The sequence below is a fragment of the Methylocystis parvus OBBP genome (assembly GCF_027571405.1).
In the GTDB taxonomy this organism is placed as follows: Bacteria; Pseudomonadota; Alphaproteobacteria; order Rhizobiales; family Beijerinckiaceae; genus Methylocystis; species Methylocystis parva.
Genome location: NZ_CP092968.1, coordinates 174,488 through 190,566 on the forward strand (window position 1 = coordinate 174,488; position 16,079 = coordinate 190,566).

Consider the following 16,079-nt stretch of genomic DNA (forward strand, 5'->3'; position numbering starts at 1 on the left):
CGAGGCTTTCGAGTTACGCCTTCTTCCGGTCCCGCATCATCAGGATCGCGCCGCCGATGATCACCGCCAGCAGGCCAAGCCCCGCCGCGACGCTGCGGCGCAAGGGCGAGTAGAGTTCGAGATCGCCGCGCTTCTCGCCGGAGATGCGCTTCAGCTCGGCGCGGATTTCCGCCGCCTCGCGCAGCTTCGTGTCCTCGTCATTGATCCTGGCGGCGGCGCCGATGAGCTGCGACCAGCCTTCCGAATAGGTGTAGCCGCCGGGATTCATATGGGCGAGCGCCTTGTAATGCTTGATCTGATGGTGCTCCCACATATCCGCGAAGACATATTCGATCATGCTCGGATTATTGCCCTTCTGCCAGAAGAGCTGGAAGAAGCCGCCGGCCTCGTCCTTCTCAGGCGCGGGCGGCGCGGGACGGTTCGTTTTCTGTCCCGGCAGCAGCTTGTCGTTGAAGAGCTTCACGAGCACGCTGCGCGACTTCTCGGTGATATCGAGGCCTGCGATGACGCCCTTGTCCATGTCGTCGAGATAGGCCCGCGCGAAGCTGTCGGAGTGACAGTTCGTGCAGGTCGAGACCCAGGACTCCTTGCGCGCGGTAAACCACGGATGGTTCAGATTCTCGGCGATCTTCGGCATGGGCACGAAGGCCCAGCGCGCCTTGCGCACCATGTTGTGCGTGAACTTGCCCTGATACTCCATGTGGCAGAAAGCGCAGGTCGGGGCGTTCATATGGCCCTTTTCCATCGCTTCCGAGAGCGGCGCGTTCCAGTCCCACTGATCGCCGCGGGCCTGATAGACCGTGCCGTGCTTCGAAAGCATGTAGCCCTCGAATTCATTGTGGTCGACGCCGTTGTGGCATTGCGCGCAGGCCTGCGGCTTGCGGGCCTCGACCGCTGAGAATTCATGTCGCGTATGGCAGGAGTTACAGGTCGTCTGCGGCGTATGGCAGAAGGTGCAGCCTTCCGCGACTTCGCGCTGCTCCATCGCCGCCCAGATCGCGTTCTCGACATTCGCCTTCATCGACAGCGCATGCGAGGGATGGCCCGGCTTCCACTGGTCCTGCGGCCAAGTGAAGGTGTCGCGCTCGGATTCGCGCTCGGCGAATTGTTGGACGTGGCACTGGCCGCAGGCGGCGGCGTCCGGCATCTTCAGTTCGGCCTTGTGTTGGCCATGCTGCTGGCCGACGCCCATATGGCAGTCGATGCAGCCGACCTCCTTCAGGCTTTCGCCGGCCTTGAGCTTGCCCATGGATTGGAGGTTCGCCTCCACTTCCTTGATCATCGCCTTTTTATAGGCGCGGGAGTCGCTGTCCGGCAGCTTGCGGATGTCGTCGAGATTGCCATGGGCGCTGCTTTTCCAGCTATGCGTCCAGCCGGGCGTCGTCTGGCTGTGGCATTCGACGCATTGCGCGCGCGTGGCGTCGACGTCGACCGTTTGCGGCGGCTTATAGAAACTGTGCGGATTGAGATATTTCGATATCGGGATCGGCTCCCAATATTTCGAAAACGACCCCTTGCCCGCGCCTTGCGTTTCGTCGTGATAGCGCTTCTCCAGCGCATCGAAGAGTTCTCTGGGAGAAGCGGATTTGGAGAGACCTAGGGCCTTGTATGTTTCGTCCGGGGTCTCGGCGCGGGCGGGCGTCAAGGCGATCATCGCCGCGCCGGCAAGCGTTAACAGGCCGGCGCAGAGGCGACGGCCAAGAACAGCTCCAAAAATCGACATTTTTCCCCTCGGCGCGCGAGACTTCTCTGTGGCGGCATTGTCGTTAGCGGCGCAGTTAGTGGGAAGAACCACAGCTTTTGGCGCAAATGGCGCCAACCCTGCTTTCTTCCGCCCGCGTCCGACTCGTTGTCGTCCTTTCGCACCATAAATGAAATCACAGATTGGACCATGACAGGACGAACGATCTTGAACGCGGCCGCGCCGGACGGGTTACGCATTTACGCGGTCGGCGACATTCACGGTCGCGCCGATCTTCTGGCGCGCCTTGGCGATCTCGTCGCGGCCGACCTCCGCAGAGGCGATTACGACGAGGCGTTGACGATCTTTCTCGGCGACTATGTGGACCGCGGACTCGATTCGCGCGGCGTCGTCGAACGCCTCAGGCTGGCAGATTTTCCGACTCCCATCATCACGTTGCGCGGCAATCACGAAGACGCGATGCTGCGCTATCTCGACGATCCGGCGATGCTCGACCAGTTCGCCGCCTTTGGCGGGCTCACGACGCTGGCGTCCTACGGGGTCGATCCGGGCAGGGAGATGCGCAATGGCGGCGCGCCGGCGGTGCTGGCGGCGTTTCTCGCGCATTTTCCCAGGGCGCATCGGGACTTTCTCGAAAAGACGGAATATTCCGCCGAATTCGGCGATTACTTCTTCTGTCACGCCGGCGTGCGGCCGCATGTGCCGCTGGAAAGGCAGGATCCGCAGGACCTGATCTGGATTCGCTATGAATTCCTGAACTATCGCGGGGCGTTCGGAAAAGTCGTCGTGCACGGGCATACGCCGCATGCGCATGTCGAAAATCTGGAAAACCGCATCAATCTCGACACCCACGCCTTCAAGAGCGGCCGGCTGACCGCGGTCGTGCTGGAGGGAGAAGGGCGAAGGTTTATCGATACGGCCGGCTGATATGCATCTTCAAAAGCAGGTATGAATTCTTGCTGTAATCCCCGCAAAAATGGAAGCGTCAGCCCACCCTCAACTCGAACGCATCCTCCAGATGGCGCGGCAGTTTCCCCGGCGCGATGAAGATCGCGTCGCCGCGCAGCGTGCAGTTCATCGCAAAGGGGTGGGTTGCGACCCAGCGGTTGACGGCCCGTGAGATGCGGCGCTGCTTTTGCGGGGTGATGGCGATGAAGGCCTCTTCCAGATCGCCGCGCGCCTTCACTTCGACAAAGGCGATCGTGCCTCCGCGCTTCGCCACGATGTCGATTTCCCCATCCTTGATGCGGAAGTTGCGGTCGAGGATCGCGTAGAGGCGCGCCCGAAGCCAGAGCGTGGCGATGGTTTCGGCCTGAAGGCCATAGGCGCGGGCGGCGCGGCGGGCGTTTTCCGGGTCGTTCATGCCGCAAGCTTAACCGTCGATGCGAGGGAAGCGAAGCGCCCCCCGACAGCGCCGCGACGATGTGATGCCTACTTTCCCCGTTCCGCCGCCAGCTGCAGCGCCCGCGCATAAACCTGCCGGCGCGGCTGGCCGGTCGCGGCCGACACCACGCTCGCGGCGTCCTTCACCGAATAGGAGTCCAACGCCTCCGTGAGCCGCGCGTCGAGATCGGCCTCCGCGGCTTCGGCGGCGCCTGCTTCCGGCGGGGCGATTAGAAGGACGATCTCGCCCCTTGGCGGCTCCTCGGTCGCGAGCGCGTCCGACAATTCGTCGAGCCGGCCGCGCCGGACCGACTCGTATATCTTCGTCAGCTCGCGCGCGATCGCCGCGCTCCTTGGACCGAGAATCGCCGCCGCGTCGGCAAGGGTCTCGGACAAACGTCTCGGGCTTTCGAAAAAGACCAGCGTTCCCGGCACCGGCGCCAGTTCGGCGAGACGCGCGCGGCGGGGGCCGCTTTTGTGCGGCAGAAAGCCCTCGAAAAAGAAGCGGTCGGTCGGCAGGCCCGCGACGACCAGAGCGGCCAGAACGGCGGAAGGGCCGGGGACGGATGTGACATGGACGCCCTTCTTCAGCGCCTCCTGCACCAGCTTGAAGCCGGGATCGGAGACGAGCGGCGTGCCGGCGTCCGAAACCAGCGCCAAAGCCGCGCCGGATTCGAGCCGCGCCAGCAAATGCGGACGAATCACCTTGGCGTTGTGCTCGTGATAGGCGACGAGCGGCGTCGAGATGCCGTAATGCGCCAGAAGATTCTTGGTGACGCGCGTGTCCTCGGCGATCACCGCGTCGGCGGCGGCGAGCGTCGACAGCGCGCGGAAGGAAATGTCCTTGAGATTGCCGATCGGGGTCGCGACAACATGCAGACCCGGTTCGATTTTCTCCGCCTCGGCGCGCAGGCCGAAGGCCGTGTAGCCCGCGGCGGGGGAGGGGGCGGCGTCGCTGGCCATGGGCGAAAACTCCAAAGGCGTTCGATATGTCGGCCGATTGTTCGGAATATGGAACGATCTGGCCTGTCTCGGCAAGGCCTCATTTTATGCTCATTCTGTCATCTATTGACTTTCGGTCGGGGAGGCGGACCCTATGCGCTGGAACAGGCGCGGGGTCATCCGTCGCAGGGGGTTGGACGATGTATTTTATTGCGGGCTTTCGTGGCGCCCCGTCGCGCCGTGGCGCGCTCGGGCTCTTCGCGGGCGCGGCGGCGTTGGCCCTCGCCGCCTGCAATCCCGGTTCGGGACCGGGCATTCCGGGCGCCAAGGACCTGCGCATCGGCGCGCCGGCTCCCGCGGGTCAGGTCGCGGTGGCGGACGCCGGCGAGACGATCGGCGAGGGGGCCGTCAAGGTCGCGCTGATCGTGCCGCTCACCGGCCCCAACGGCGCGTCCTCGGTCGGGGCCTCGCTGCGCAACGCGGCCAAGCTCGCTTACGCCGACAGCGGCTCGAGCGACGTCACAATTCTGGTCAAGGACGACAAATCCTCGCCCGCCGGCGCCGCCGCGGCGACCCAGGCGGCTGTCGGCGAAGGCGCCGAGATCATTCTAGGGCCGGTCTTCGCGACCGACGTGAAGGAGGCGGGCCGCGTCGCGCGCGCCGCCGGCAAGCCGGTCATCGCTTTCTCGACCGACACCTCCGCGGCCGGCAGCGGGCAATATCTTCTGTCCTTCCTCGTCGAGGGCCATGTCGATCGCGGGCTGAGCTACGCCTCGCAGAAGGGCAAGAAAGCCGTCGCGGTGCTCGCCCCCGAGAATGACTATGGCACGCTGGCGCTCGGACATTTCCAGCAGAGCGCGGCGAATTACGGCCTGCGCGTGCCGCTGATCGAGCGCTACAAGCCGGGCGCCCCGGCCGAGTCGATCCAGCGCCTCGCCGCCGCGCGCGACCAGTTCGACGCGATCTTCATTCCCGAACAGGCCGACGCCATGCCTTCCGTCTCCAAGGAGCTGGCGGCGGCGGGACTCGACTCGAAGAAAGTGCAGATCATCGGCACAGGCCTGTGGAACGACGCGCGTACGCTGAACCTGCCGGCGCTGCAGGGCGCCTGGTTCACCGCGCCGGAAAACGCCGGCTTCAACGCTTTCGCGACCCGCTACAAGGCGAAGTTCGGCTCGGACCCGGCCCGCATCGCGACGCTGGCCTATGACGCCGTGTCCCTCGCCATCGCGCTGTCGCGCTCGCAGGGCTCGCAGCGTTATTCAGATAATGTGCTGACGAATCCGTCGGGCTTCAACGGCGCCGACGGCGTCTTCCGCTTCAAGCCGGACGGCACCAATGAGCGCGGGCTCTCGGTGCTGGAGATCGGCAGCGGCGCAGCGAAAATCGTCTCGCCGGCGCCGAGGACGTTTACGGGGAACGGGGCGTAGACGGCGCTCGCTCTCGATCTACTCTGCGGATGAAGGCCGCCGCGCTCTATCCCTCCCCTTGCGGGGAGGGCAGGGTGGGGAAAGGCCCGCGTAAGCGATCAAGATTGTTGACCCCCACCCTCAATCCCTCCCCGCAAGGGGGAGGGAGGCGGCTCACGATCAGCGTCCGTGATTCCCTCTTCCTGTGAAACCGGGAGAGGGCAAAATCACGCCCCCGCCTCTCCGGCCACCTTCCCGAAATCCGCCACGCCCGTCATCACGCGGCGCAGCTCGGCGAGAAGGCGCAGGCGGTTGAGGCGCAGGTCGGCGTTTTCGGCGTTGACCGTCACCTTGTCGAAAAAGGCGTCGACTGGCTCGCGCAGTTTCGCCAGCGAACGCATGGCGCCGGCGAAGTCTTCCTTCTCCAGCTTCTCGGCGGTCTCCTCCCGCGCGCGGGCGATGGCGGCGGCGAGCTTGTGCTCCTCGTGCTCGATGCGCAGATTGGCGGCGTGGCGGTGCGAATAGGCGTTCGGCCCGTCCTTCTTTTCCTCGGCCTTGAGAATATTGACGGCGCGCTTGAAGCCGGCGAGCAGGTTCTTGCCGTCGTCCGTCGCGAGAAATTTGTCGAGCGCTTCGACTTTCTTCGTAATCATGAGCAGGTCGTCCTGTAACGGCGCGCCCGCGACGGTCTCCTCCTCGGAGTCGGCGAAGGCCACGGCGCCCAGCGCCGCATCGATAAGATCGTAACGGGCGCCCTTGTCGCGCAAGTAGACCTTCAGGCGGTCGATGAAAAATTCGAGGAGGGACGAAAGTTGATCCGTTCGCTCCAGTAACTGGTCTTTCGTGAGGGGACGCAGCCTCATGCTGCTGTATCTATCAAAAGCATCGCCGAGGGCCTCGTCATCTCGGAGATGTTTTTGAGCAGCAAGGAGCGCATCAAAAGCTGGACGAGTAGAATGCATTGCGATATCGCAGTTCGCAAAGACAAAAGGCATAAGCATTGCTTCGTTTACGAGGCATAGCCTTACCTCATTCTCCAGCACAATCCTGATCACCCCCAACGCCGCCCTTCGTAGCGCATAAGGGTCCTTGCTGCCCGTCGGCTTTTCATCAATCGCCCAGAACCCCACAAGCGTATCCAGCTTGTCGGCCAGCGCCACGGCGATCGACACAGGGTCCTTCGGAACGTAATCGCCCTGGCCCTGCGGCTTGTAATGTTCGTAGCAGGCATTGGCGACGGACGCGTCCTCGCCCTGCGCCCTGGCGTAATAGCTGCCCATCAGCCCCTGCAATTCGGGGAACTCGCCAACCATCTCGGTCACGAGATCGGCCTTGCAGAGCGTCGCCGCGCGTTCGGCTTTGGCGGGATCGGCGCCGACGATGGGAGCAAGCTCCCGCGCCAGCGCTGCGATGCGCGTCACGCGCTGCCCTTGCGTGCCGAGCTTCTCGTGGAAGACGATGTTGTCGAGCTTCGGCAGACGGTCGGCGAGCTTCGTCTTGAGGTCGGTCTCGTAGAAGAATTTCGCGTCCGACAGGCGCGCGGCGATGACGCGCTCATTGCCGGCGATCACCGTCTCGCCGCCATCCGTCGCCTCGATATTCGAGACGAGGATGAAACGGTTGGCGAGTCCGCCTCCCCCTTGAGGGGGGAGGTCGGCGGGCGTAGCCTGCCGGATGGGGGCGACGCCCCCGCCATTCGAGGCTTCACCCCACCCCGCGCCTGCGGCGCGACTCTCCCCCGCGAGGGGAGCGTGCTTGCGCAGCACGAAGCATTTCTGGTTCACGCGGATCGTCGCGCGAATGACTTCCGGCGGGATGGCCAGGAAACTCTCGTCGAAAGACCCCATCAGCGTCACCGGCCACTCGACAAGGCCGCCGACTTCCTCCAGGAGTCCCGCGTCTTCGACGAGTTCCAGCCCCTGCGCGAAGGCGAGGCCCCTGGCGTCGTGGAGGATGATGTCGCGGCGACGCTCGGCGTCGATCACGACCTTCGCCTTTTCCAGCGACATCGCATAATCCTCGAAGCGCTTCACGCGCATCTCGTAAGGCGCGAGGAAGCGATGGCCGCGCGTGACGTCGCCCGCGACGACGCCGTCGACCTCGAAGGGCACGATGTCCGGCGTCTCGTTCTCGGGCCCGAACGTGGCGACGATCGAGTGCAGCGGCCGGACCCAGCGCAGTGAATCCGACTGCCGCGAGGCTTCTCCCCAGCGCATCGACTTGGGCCAGGGGAAGCTCTTGACGACGCCGGGCAGAATGTCGGTCAGCACGGCGATCGTCTCGGCGCCGGGGCGCTCGATGACCGCGAGATAGAATTCCGCGCCCTTCTTGTCCTTCTCGATCCTGGCCTGATCGAGCGAGGCGAGGCCCGCGCTTTTGAGGAAGCCCGTAATCGCCGCCTCCGGCGCGCCGACGCGGGGGCCCTTGCGCTCCTCGCGCACGTCCGGCTGACGGCCCGGCAGACCGACGACCTGAAGCGCGAGCCGGCGCGGCGTGGCGTAGGCGGCCGCGCCCTCATAGGTCAGGCCGCGGTCGACGAGCGCATTGGTGACGAGCTTTTTCAGGTCGTCGGCCGCCTGCCTTTGCATGCGCGCGGGAATTTCTTCGGAAAAGAGTTCGAGGAGAAGGTCGGGCATTTCTCTCAATCGTTCGTACGCGCCTGCGGCGCGAGCGTCGCCTTGCCCCGCCGCTTCGCGGCGGCCCTCGGCCCTCCCCCTCGAGGGGAGGGTAGGGGACAGCCGTGGCCGGGCTCTTCACTCTCCCTTGGAGGGGGAGGGTCGGGCGGCGGAGCCGTCCGGGGTGGGGTGACGCGCGCGTGAATGTCCCAAGACCCGTACAACGCCGGATACATCGTGTCGAGAAGCCGTCGCGCAATTTCGCCGCGATTGCCCGCCCCCCCGCTTTCTCCAGCGGCTTGGCGCGAATCGCGGCGAGCGGATAAAGAGAGGAGGGAGGCTTCGTGAGAAGCCTCCCGAGCGAGTTAGCGCAGGACGCTGACGCCCGCGTTGACGACATCGCCGGCCGCGTCGACAGGCGCGGATATGACGGCGAGGCCGAGTTCGGCGGGACCGCCGTCCTGATAGCCGGCGACGCCGCCATGCGGACCGTAAAGATTCCCGTCAAGCGTGCGCGGCATATAGAGATATCCGGCGTGCGGACCATGCGTCACCGCGCACCAGCTATGGTCGCAGTGATCGATATTGACGATGTCGCCGGCGGCGAGCGTCATCAGATGGCGGCCATGGGGCTGCGTGTGCAGGACGAAATTGCCGCCGAGCATGGCTTCATAGGCGTTCGCGTTGGAGGCGCCGCCGGCCAAAGCGGCAAGGGCGAGCAGAGAAAGGCGAAGCTTACGCATATGTTCCTCCGAACAAGGTTTTTCTTGCCAAGAAACAGCGCTGTACAAGGCGTAAGGTTCCGCTCTCCGAAAAATTTTTCCCGGCCCTTGACTAATGCTGCGCCGGTTCGAGGCTCCTGAATGCGCATTCTCGTAACCAATGACGACGGAGTCCATGCGCCCGGCCTCGCCGTCGCGGAGAAGATTGCGCGCGAGATTTCGGACGACGTCTTCGTCGTCGCGCCGGAATGGGAGCAATCGGGCGTCGCGCACTCTCTGTCTCTCAACGATCCCTTGCGCCTGCGCGAGATTTCGCCGCGCCATTACGCCGTGAAGGGCACGCCGACCGACTGCGTGATCATGGCGGTGCGCAAGCTATTGCTCGACCATCCGCCGGATCTTGTCCTTTCCGGGGTCAATAGCGGACAGAACATTGCGGAGGACGTCACCTATTCCGGCACGATCGCCGGCGCCATGGAGGCGACGATTCTCGGCGTTCCGGCGATCGCGCTGTCGCAATGCTACGACTTCTTCGCGGGCGAGCGCGTGGTTTACTGGACTTGCGCGGAAACGCATGGCGGCCGCATCGTGCGCAGGCTGCTCGCGGCCGGCATTCCGCAAAACGTGCTCATGAACGTCAATTTCCCCGCTTGCGGGCCGGGCGACGTCAAAGGCGTCGCGGTGACCATGCAGGGGCGGCGCAGCAATGATCTGATGCGGATCGAGGACCGCAAGGACGGGCGCGGCAATCCTTATCACTGGATTTCGTTCCAGCGGGCCAATTTCACGCCCGGCGCCGGAACGGACCTGCTGGCGGTGGAGGAGAAGAAGATCTCGGTGACGCCGCTGCAGCTCGACCTCACGGACCATCCGACCGTGACCCGGCTCGCCGCCGAATTTGACGCGGACGCGCCGGGGGAGAAGACAAGCTGATGATCGAGCCCGCCAAAGCCGCCTTCGAGGAGCGCGCGGCGCTGCTTCTCGCCGTGCGTCAGGCGGGCGTGCGCGACATCTCGGTGATGCGCGCGATCGAGGCCGTGCCGCGCGAGGCCTTCGCGCCCTACAAATTTCGCGACCTCGCCAATCGCAACATGGCCCTGCCGCTCGGCTGCGGGCAGACCATGTCGCGCCCCGCCGATCTCGGCCGCCGCATCGAGGCGCTGCGGATCGGCCGCGGCCATCGCGTTCTGGAGGTGGGGACCGGCTCCGGCTATGGGACGGCGATACTCGCGCGGCTCGCCCGCGAGGTCGTTTCGCTGGAGCGGTACGAGACGCTCGCCATCGAGGCGGCGCGGCGTCTTGCGGCGCTGCCCGCCGCCAACGCCGCAGCGCTGCATGGAGACGGTCTCGCGCCGGCGCCGACGCTGGGACAATTCGACCGCATCGTCGTGCAGGCCGCGCTCGATGCGCCGCCCGCCGCGCTGCTGCAACTGCTTTCTCCAGGCGGGGCGTTGGTTTACGCGCGCCGTGACTTCGCAGAGGGCGAAAAACGCCCGCGTCAACGATTGATTAAGGTTGATCGAATTGAAGGGGGCGATCTGCGCGAAAACGATCTCGGCCCGCACAGCCTTGGCGCGGCGGCGTTTGGCGTCGCAAAAGCCCTGTAATTCAGGCGTTTGGGACATGATGAAGATTTTAGCGACGGCGTTGTCGCGGGATTCATCTTAAACGCCTCCTTAACCCGCTTGCGCGTAGAACTGACGTGTTGATGGTGCGTGCGAGTGGGTCGCGTCATGGCTATAGAGCGTCAGATTGCTTTTTCGCGGGTCGCGGTGCGGCTCATGATGGCCGCGGGAGCGGCCGCCCTGATGGCGGGTTGTTCAGACGCCTCGCGTTTTTCCGATCCCTTCGCCGATCCTTTCACCTCGGGCGCCGCCCCGAAGGTTGCGAATTATCGCGGGGTGGATCGCTCGCCGACCGGCGCGATCGCAAATCCGGCCCCGGCCCGGGTCGAGTCCCGTCCGCTGCCGGCTCCGGCCGCCCCGACTGCGCCGCGCACGCTGGCTCCCGTCGCCGCCGCTCCGCTGCCCGCCGGCCAGACCGGCTCGCACTGGACCGCCGATGGCGGCACGCCGGTCACCGTGGCTTCCGGCGAGACCGCCGGCATGCTGGCGACGCGCTATGGCGTGCCGACCGACGCCCTGCTGCGCGCCAATGGCTACAGCACGGCCGCCCAGGTTCAGCCGGGCTCGCGTCTGATCGTCCCGGTCTATCGCGCCGGCGCCGTCGCTCATTCTGGTCCGGCCGCCGCGCCGGCGCCCGTCAAGGTCGCTGAAGCCAAGCCGGAGCCCAAGCCCGACCCGAAGGCCGAGGCCGCCGCCGCCCGGGAAGAGCAGCGCAAGGCCGAGGCGGCCGCCAAGGCCGCCCGCGAAGATCAGCGCAAGGCCGAAGCCGCCGCGAAGGTCGCCCGCGAGGACGAGGCCAAGGCGAAGAAGGCCAAGGCCGCCGCCGACGAGCAGGAGCTGAAGCGCCAGAAGAAGGCCGAGGCCGAGAAGGCCGCCGAGGAGGCGCGTCTCGCCAAGGTGGAGGCGGAGAAGCAGGCCGCGCAGAAGGCCGCGGAGACCAAGCGTCTCGCCGACGCCAAGAAGGCCGACGCGAAGAAGGAGGCCGAGATGAAGGCCGCCGAGGCCAAGGCCGCCGCCGACAAGGCGAAGCTCGCCAAGGTCGAGGCCGCGAAGTCGAAGGCCGACGCCGCCAAGGCCGCCGAAGCCAAAGCGGAAGCCGCGAAGGCCGCCGAGGAAGCCAAGCTCGCCAAGGCCGAAGCCGCCAAGGCGGCGAAGGCCGAGCGTCTCGCCAAGGCCGAGGCCGCGCGCGACGAAGCCGCCGCCGCGGCCGCTGAAAAGCAGGCCGCCGCCTCCGAGAAGCAGCAGCAGAAGGTCGCCCAGGCCGAGAAGCCCGCGGAGCCGGCGCCCGCCGCGCGTCAGGTCGACAAGACCACGACGACCGCCTCCATTCCGCCGGCCGAAGAGGCGACCAAGGTCTCTCTCGACAGCGACAAGCCCGAATTCCGGTGGCCCGCGCGCGGCCGCATCATTCAGGGCTTCTCGACGGGCGGCAATGACGGCATCAACATCGCCGTGCCGGAAGGCACGCCGGTGAAGGCGGCCGAAGGCGGCACGGTGGCTTACGCCGGCAGCGAGCTGAAGGGCTATGGCAATCTGGTGCTGATCCGTCACCCGAACGGCTTCGTCACCGCCTACGCCCATAATGGCGAACTGGACGTGAAGCGCGGCGACTCCGTGAAGCGCGGCCAGACGATCGCCAAATCCGGCCAGTCCGGCAATGTCGGCTCCCCGCAGCTTCACTTCGAACTGCGCAAGGGCTCGACCCCGGTCGATCCGACGAATTACCTCGCGGGTCTGTAAAAAAGCGCTGGGAGAAATTCTCCGGCGTTCGCGAGACACTTACGTCCGGAGAAAAGCTAGGCGGCGGGTCCCAGGAAAGGCCCGCCGCCGGTTTTTGTTTTCAGGCCTTCAAAGCGCGGGCAAACCGTTGATCGCCCGGGCGCGGGCGCATTTCTCGTCGCGCGGCTGCGCCTCCCGGCAGGGCGAGGGCCGGCTTTCATAGGCGATGCAATGCGTTTCGCTCCCGACTTCCCCGGACAGCGCCACGCAGCGCGGCGATCTGCAATTGGTGCCGCGCATATTGGCGAGGACCGAGGTCAGCGGCTCGTACAGCCCTTCCGGCAGCCCGTTTTCCGCCGCCTCCGCCCAGTAGAAGGAGACGCGGAAGGCGGCGCAGCAGGCGCCGCAGGCGGTGCAGGGATTGATCTCTTCCATCGCGCCCCCTTATGTCTCCTCCGGCGTGTCGCCGCCGTGGCGGTCGCTTCGGCCAGATCCGGCGTCCAAAATCCATCCGAAGGGATTCAACCCCCGTGAAATACCGTCTCGCCTGCCTTTTCGCCCTCTCCGTGACTCCGGCGTTCGCCGTCGATCCGACCGGCATTCCGGAATGCGACGCGCTTCTCCATCGCTACGAGGCTTGCTCCGGCCAATTGAAGCCCAAGCAGGTGCATGAGGCGCAAAAGGAGCTGCTCGACGCGGCGATGGGCATGCGCGCGGCCTCGACCGACCCGACGAAGCGCGCCGACCTCATCCGCTATTGCAACGACACGTTCGAGCAGATGAAGAAACAGAGCGACATCAAGGACTGCATGTCGCAGGCGGAGTCGGCTGCGCCGAAGCCGTAACGGGGCGAGCCAGCTGACCATCAGTCAGCCGCCGCCGTCACCCCTCCGCGCCCATAATCGCCTTCCCGGCGACGCAGGCCTCGATATATCCCCGCGCCCGCATCTCCGTCAGTCGCGACACTGTGCGCTCGAATTCGCGCGCCTCCCCGCCATGCGGCGCTGTATAGAGATGCTGCGGCTCCGCCTCGGCGGAGATGGCGAGCAGCGCATGCGCTTCATAGAGAACGTCGACCAGCATGATCAACCGGCGCGCCTCGTTGCGCTGGTCCGGCGCCAGGACGGGAACGCCGTCGAGGATCACCGCGTCGAAGCGCCGGGCGATGGCGAGGTAATCGGCGGCGGCGAGCGGACGTCCGCAGAGATCCCAGAAGCCCATCCGCGCGACACGCCCGGCGCATTCCGGAATGTGGATGACGCGGCGCCTGATCTCCAGCGTCTCCGGTGCGCCGCGCGGCTCGCCTGACAGCGAGACGAAGAGAGCGTCCATGGCCGCCCGGGCGCGGCTGTCGATGGGCGAGAAAAAAACCTCGCCCGCGCAGTCCTGCCTTTCGCGATAATCCACCGGCGCGGCGAGGCGCATGACGTTCATTCGCTCTTTCAAAAGCGCGATGAAGGGGAGGAAGAGGTCGCGATTGCGTCCGCCGTCATAGAGCTTGGACGGCTCGACATTCGACGTTGCGACGACCACGACGCCTTCGGCGAAAAACACCGAGAAGAGTCGCGCCAGAATGGTTGCGTCGGCGATGTCGGTCACCGCGAATTCGTCGAAGCAGATGAGGCGCGTTTCGGCGGCGATCTCCTGCGCGACGCGCGTGACCGGATCGGCGAGACTGTTCCCCGCGTCGCGCCGCAGACGGTGGAGACGGTCATGCACATCGGCCATGAAGGCGTGGAAATGGGTGCGGCGCTTCTTCTCGACATGGGCCATCTCGAAGAAGAGGTTCATCAACATGGTTTTGCCGCGCCCAACCGGCCCCCAGAGATAGAGGCCGCGCGGCCTTTCTTCCTGCCAGAAGAAGGCGCGCAGCACTTTGGGGAGCGGGGCGACCGGCGCCCGGCCCTTAGAAAGCGCATCGACAAGGCCCTGCAGCTTCTTCACCGCTTCGCGCTGATAGGGATCGGGGCGCAGGTCGCGTTCGACGACGAGGGCGTCGTAACGTTCCAGGAGAGGGGCTGCCATGGTCAGACGCGCCGCATCTGGCCGCTCGCGGCCTCGAACGCGCCGGGCCGCAATTCGCAATAGAGGAGGCGGTCCGGGTCGACGGGCCCCGGCATGACGATCTTACCGCGCGGAACCTGCGCGAAACCGAGGCGCGAATAATAATCGAGATCGCCGACGAGAAGGACGAGGCCGTGGGCCGCCGCGCGCGCGGCGTCGAGCGAATGTTTGACCAGCTTCTCGCCCACCCCTTGCGAGCGGAAGGCCGGCTCGACGGTCAGCGGCCCGAGCAGGAGGGCGGGCGTCGTGCTCACGAGAATCCCGGTCATCCGATTGGCCCCGACGAGAAGCGTGCCGACGCGCGCCACGAAGGACAGGGACAAATCCGGCGCGACGCCTTCCCGCAGCCGGTAAGCCGTGCGGGCGTAACGGCCAGGGCCGAAGGCGCGCTCGTCGAGTTTCTCGATCTGCGCTTCGTCCGCGGCCGTCATGGGGAGAAATTGGATGACAAGGTCGATCATGAGCCGGGCCGAGGCAATACCACGGGCGGCCCCATAGGCAAACGCGTTGCGCTTCCGAAATTCGCCATGCGACATTGCGCCATGAACGATGTCTCGCTTCGGCGCGCCGGCCCTGCGGATGCCCGCCAGCTAGCGGGAATTCATATCGAGAGCTGGCGCGAGACCTATGCTGGAATGATGCCCGCCGCCGTGCTGGCGGGGCTCGATCTCGACGAATGGGCGGGACGCTGGCGCGAAAATCTCTCCGGCGTCGATGCGGCGGCGATACTGGCGCTCGACGCGCAAGGGCCGGCGGGGTTCGGACTTTGCCGGCGGCAGCGTTCGGAAAAGCTGGCGCCGCTGGGCTTTACGGGGGAAATCACGTCGCTCTATCTCCTCCGCCGCATTCAGCGGCGCGGGGTCGGGCGGCGGCTTTTGGGGGCGATGGCGGCGCATCTTCTCGAGGAAGGCCATGACAGCGCCAGCGTCTGGGTCTTTCGCGACGCCGCCCATGCGCGCGGTTTTTACGAGGCGCAGGGCGCGGAGCCGACCGGCGTCTCGGGCGTATGGGAGATCTACGGGATGGTCTTGCCGGACATGGCCTATGGCTTCCGCGATCTGCGCCGCCTCGCGCCTGTGACTTGACCTTGTGCGGCGGCGCGTCAAACTTGACGGAACGCCTCCGCCCGGGGGGCGGCGCCAGCGAGGTTCGATATGCGCTATCTTTTTTCCATTCCGATGCTTTTCGTCATTCTCGCCGCCGCGCCGGCGCACGCCCAGGGCACCGACGCCCAGCGCGCGGCCTGCGAACGCGACGCGGAGCGGCTCTGCTCCTCGGCCATCCCGGACGTCATCGCCGTCGAGAATTGCCTGCGCGGCAATGTGAAGTCGCTTTCCCCCGCCTGCCGCAAGCAGTTCAAGGGCAAGGGCCGCTGATTGACGGGGCGCTGATTATTTCAGGGAGCCCATCAACTGCCGCACAAAGGGCGCGCGCTTGAAGGCGGCGGAGTCGATGCGCGGCGCTTCGCCGGCCTTCTGCCTGCCGCGCAAACTCGCGCGCGCGTCGCCGAGGACTCCGGCGCGGTAGTCATCGAGGCTCAGCGCGCCGGATTTCGAGCGGTCCCAGCGCTTGAAGATCCTGTATTTGGCGCGGTCGTACGCATCGGAGCGGCCCTGATCCGCGGCGAGGTCGGCGAGGCCGAAGGAAAAGCGCATCCAGGCGTCGCGGGAAATCCTGCCCGTATGCTTCATGTCCATTTCCGCGAAAGTCTTGTCGATGAAGCGGTTGGCTTCCTCCATCGAGATGGCGCCGTCGCGATTCTCGTCGAACATCTGAAAGATGGCGTCCAGCATATGTTCCGCGTCGCTTTGCGCGCGGGCCGGCGCGGCGCCGAGGGGGAGCAGGACGGCGAGGGCGGCGGAAAGGGTTCTCATAAGGTTTGCGTCCAGAAGGGCCGT

The 16,079-nt window shown here is 65.9% G+C and carries 17 protein-coding genes; 8 read left to right on the forward strand and 9 right to left on the reverse strand.

Annotated features, from left to right (window positions below; all coding sequences use genetic code 11):
- Positions 1-13 precede the first annotated feature (13 nt).
- Entirely contained in the window at positions 14-1,723 is a 1,710-nt protein-coding gene (locus tag MMG94_RS00865; RefSeq protein ID WP_016919490.1) for a multiheme c-type cytochrome, read from the reverse strand.
- A gap of 168 nt (positions 1,724-1,891) precedes the next feature.
- On the opposite strand from MMG94_RS00865, the gene MMG94_RS00870 reads away from it, so the two are divergent.
- Entirely contained in the window at positions 1,892-2,629 is a 738-nt protein-coding gene (locus MMG94_RS00870) for a metallophosphoesterase family protein (protein ID WP_016919489.1), read from the forward strand.
- Between the two features lie 58 nt (positions 2,630-2,687).
- Here the strand turns inward: MMG94_RS00870 and MMG94_RS00875 are convergent, their stop codons facing one another.
- Together MMG94_RS00875 and rsmI are read right to left on the reverse strand one after the other, a co-directional pair.
- Entirely contained in the window at positions 2,688-3,065 is a 378-nt protein-coding gene (locus tag MMG94_RS00875; protein WP_016919488.1) for a YraN family protein, read from the reverse strand.
- A 68-nt stretch (positions 3,066-3,133) separates the two neighbouring features.
- Entirely contained in the window at positions 3,134-4,048 is a 915-nt protein-coding gene (gene rsmI, locus MMG94_RS00880) for a 16S rRNA (cytidine(1402)-2'-O)-methyltransferase (RefSeq protein WP_016919487.1), read from the reverse strand.
- A gap of 179 nt (positions 4,049-4,227) precedes the next feature.
- Between rsmI and MMG94_RS00885 the strand changes: the two genes are divergently transcribed.
- On the forward strand, positions 4,228-5,457 hold the full coding sequence (locus MMG94_RS00885; protein WP_016919485.1) for a penicillin-binding protein activator: 1,230 nt from the start codon (positions 4,228-4,230) through the stop codon (positions 5,455-5,457).
- 206 nt (positions 5,458-5,663) lie between these two features.
- Here MMG94_RS00885 and glyS read toward each other — a convergent pair whose 3' ends face one another.
- Together glyS and MMG94_RS00895 are read right to left on the reverse strand one after the other, a co-directional pair.
- The gene (gene glyS, locus MMG94_RS00890; RefSeq protein ID WP_016921492.1) at positions 5,664-8,072 is read right to left on the reverse strand and encodes a glycine--tRNA ligase subunit beta; all 2,409 of its coding nucleotides are present in this window, start codon (positions 8,070-8,072) and stop codon (positions 5,664-5,666) included.
- A 344-nt stretch (positions 8,073-8,416) separates the two neighbouring features.
- On the reverse strand, positions 8,417-8,794 hold the full coding sequence (locus MMG94_RS00895; protein WP_016921493.1) for a hypothetical protein: 378 nt from the start codon (positions 8,792-8,794) through the stop codon (positions 8,417-8,419).
- A 120-nt stretch (positions 8,795-8,914) separates the two neighbouring features.
- Here MMG94_RS00895 and surE point away from each other — a divergent pair, with 120 nt between their 5' ends.
- The 3 genes from surE (at position 8,915) to MMG94_RS00910 (ending at position 12,138) form a co-directional block, all read left to right on the forward strand.
- Positions 8,915-9,706, forward strand: coding sequence for a 5'/3'-nucleotidase SurE (surE, locus tag MMG94_RS00900; protein WP_016921494.1), 792 nt, complete (start codon positions 8,915-8,917; stop codon positions 9,704-9,706).
- The gene (locus tag MMG94_RS00905; RefSeq protein WP_016921495.1) at positions 9,706-10,380 is read left to right on the forward strand and encodes a protein-L-isoaspartate O-methyltransferase family protein; all 675 of its coding nucleotides are present in this window, start codon (positions 9,706-9,708) and stop codon (positions 10,378-10,380) included. Before surE ends, MMG94_RS00905 begins: the two co-directional genes overlap by 1 nt.
- A gap of 126 nt (positions 10,381-10,506) precedes the next feature.
- Positions 10,507-12,138, forward strand: a complete 1,632-nt coding sequence (locus MMG94_RS00910; protein WP_016921496.1) for a LysM peptidoglycan-binding domain-containing M23 family metallopeptidase — start codon at positions 10,507-10,509, stop codon at positions 12,136-12,138.
- A gap of 108 nt (positions 12,139-12,246) precedes the next feature.
- On the opposite strand, the gene MMG94_RS00915 is transcribed toward MMG94_RS00910, so the two are convergent.
- Positions 12,247-12,552 carry a YkgJ family cysteine cluster protein gene (locus MMG94_RS00915; RefSeq protein ID WP_016921497.1) on the reverse strand — a complete coding sequence of 102 codons (306 nt, stop codon included), beginning with the start codon at positions 12,550-12,552 and terminating at the stop codon, positions 12,247-12,249.
- Positions 12,553-12,647: 95 nt separating this feature from the next.
- Between MMG94_RS00915 and MMG94_RS00920 the strand changes: the two genes are divergently transcribed.
- Positions 12,648-12,962, forward strand: a complete 315-nt coding sequence (locus MMG94_RS00920) for a hypothetical protein (RefSeq protein ID WP_016921498.1) — start codon at positions 12,648-12,650, stop codon at positions 12,960-12,962.
- A 37-nt stretch (positions 12,963-12,999) separates the two neighbouring features.
- On the opposite strand, the gene zapE is transcribed toward MMG94_RS00920, so the two are convergent.
- Both zapE and MMG94_RS00930 read right to left on the reverse strand, forming a co-directional pair.
- Positions 13,000-14,142, reverse strand: a complete 1,143-nt coding sequence (zapE, locus tag MMG94_RS00925) for a cell division protein ZapE (RefSeq protein WP_016921499.1) — start codon at positions 14,140-14,142, stop codon at positions 13,000-13,002.
- A 2-nt stretch (positions 14,143-14,144) separates the two neighbouring features.
- Entirely contained in the window at positions 14,145-14,642 is a 498-nt protein-coding gene (locus MMG94_RS00930) for a GNAT family N-acetyltransferase (protein WP_016921500.1), read from the reverse strand.
- Between the two features lie 81 nt (positions 14,643-14,723).
- Between MMG94_RS00930 and MMG94_RS00935 the strand changes: the two genes are divergently transcribed.
- Both MMG94_RS00935 and MMG94_RS00940 read left to right on the forward strand, forming a co-directional pair.
- Positions 14,724-15,266 carry a GNAT family N-acetyltransferase gene (locus tag MMG94_RS00935; protein ID WP_040579501.1) on the forward strand — a complete coding sequence of 181 codons (543 nt, stop codon included), beginning with the start codon at positions 14,724-14,726 and terminating at the stop codon, positions 15,264-15,266.
- 69 nt (positions 15,267-15,335) lie between these two features.
- Positions 15,336-15,557, forward strand: coding sequence for a hypothetical protein (locus MMG94_RS00940; protein ID WP_026016484.1), 222 nt, complete (start codon positions 15,336-15,338; stop codon positions 15,555-15,557).
- A 15-nt stretch (positions 15,558-15,572) separates the two neighbouring features.
- Here MMG94_RS00940 and MMG94_RS00945 read toward each other — a convergent pair whose 3' ends face one another.
- On the reverse strand, positions 15,573-16,055 hold the full coding sequence (locus MMG94_RS00945) for a CREC-EF hand family protein (RefSeq protein ID WP_016921503.1): 483 nt from the start codon (positions 16,053-16,055) through the stop codon (positions 15,573-15,575).
- Positions 16,056-16,079: the final 24 nt, after the last annotated feature.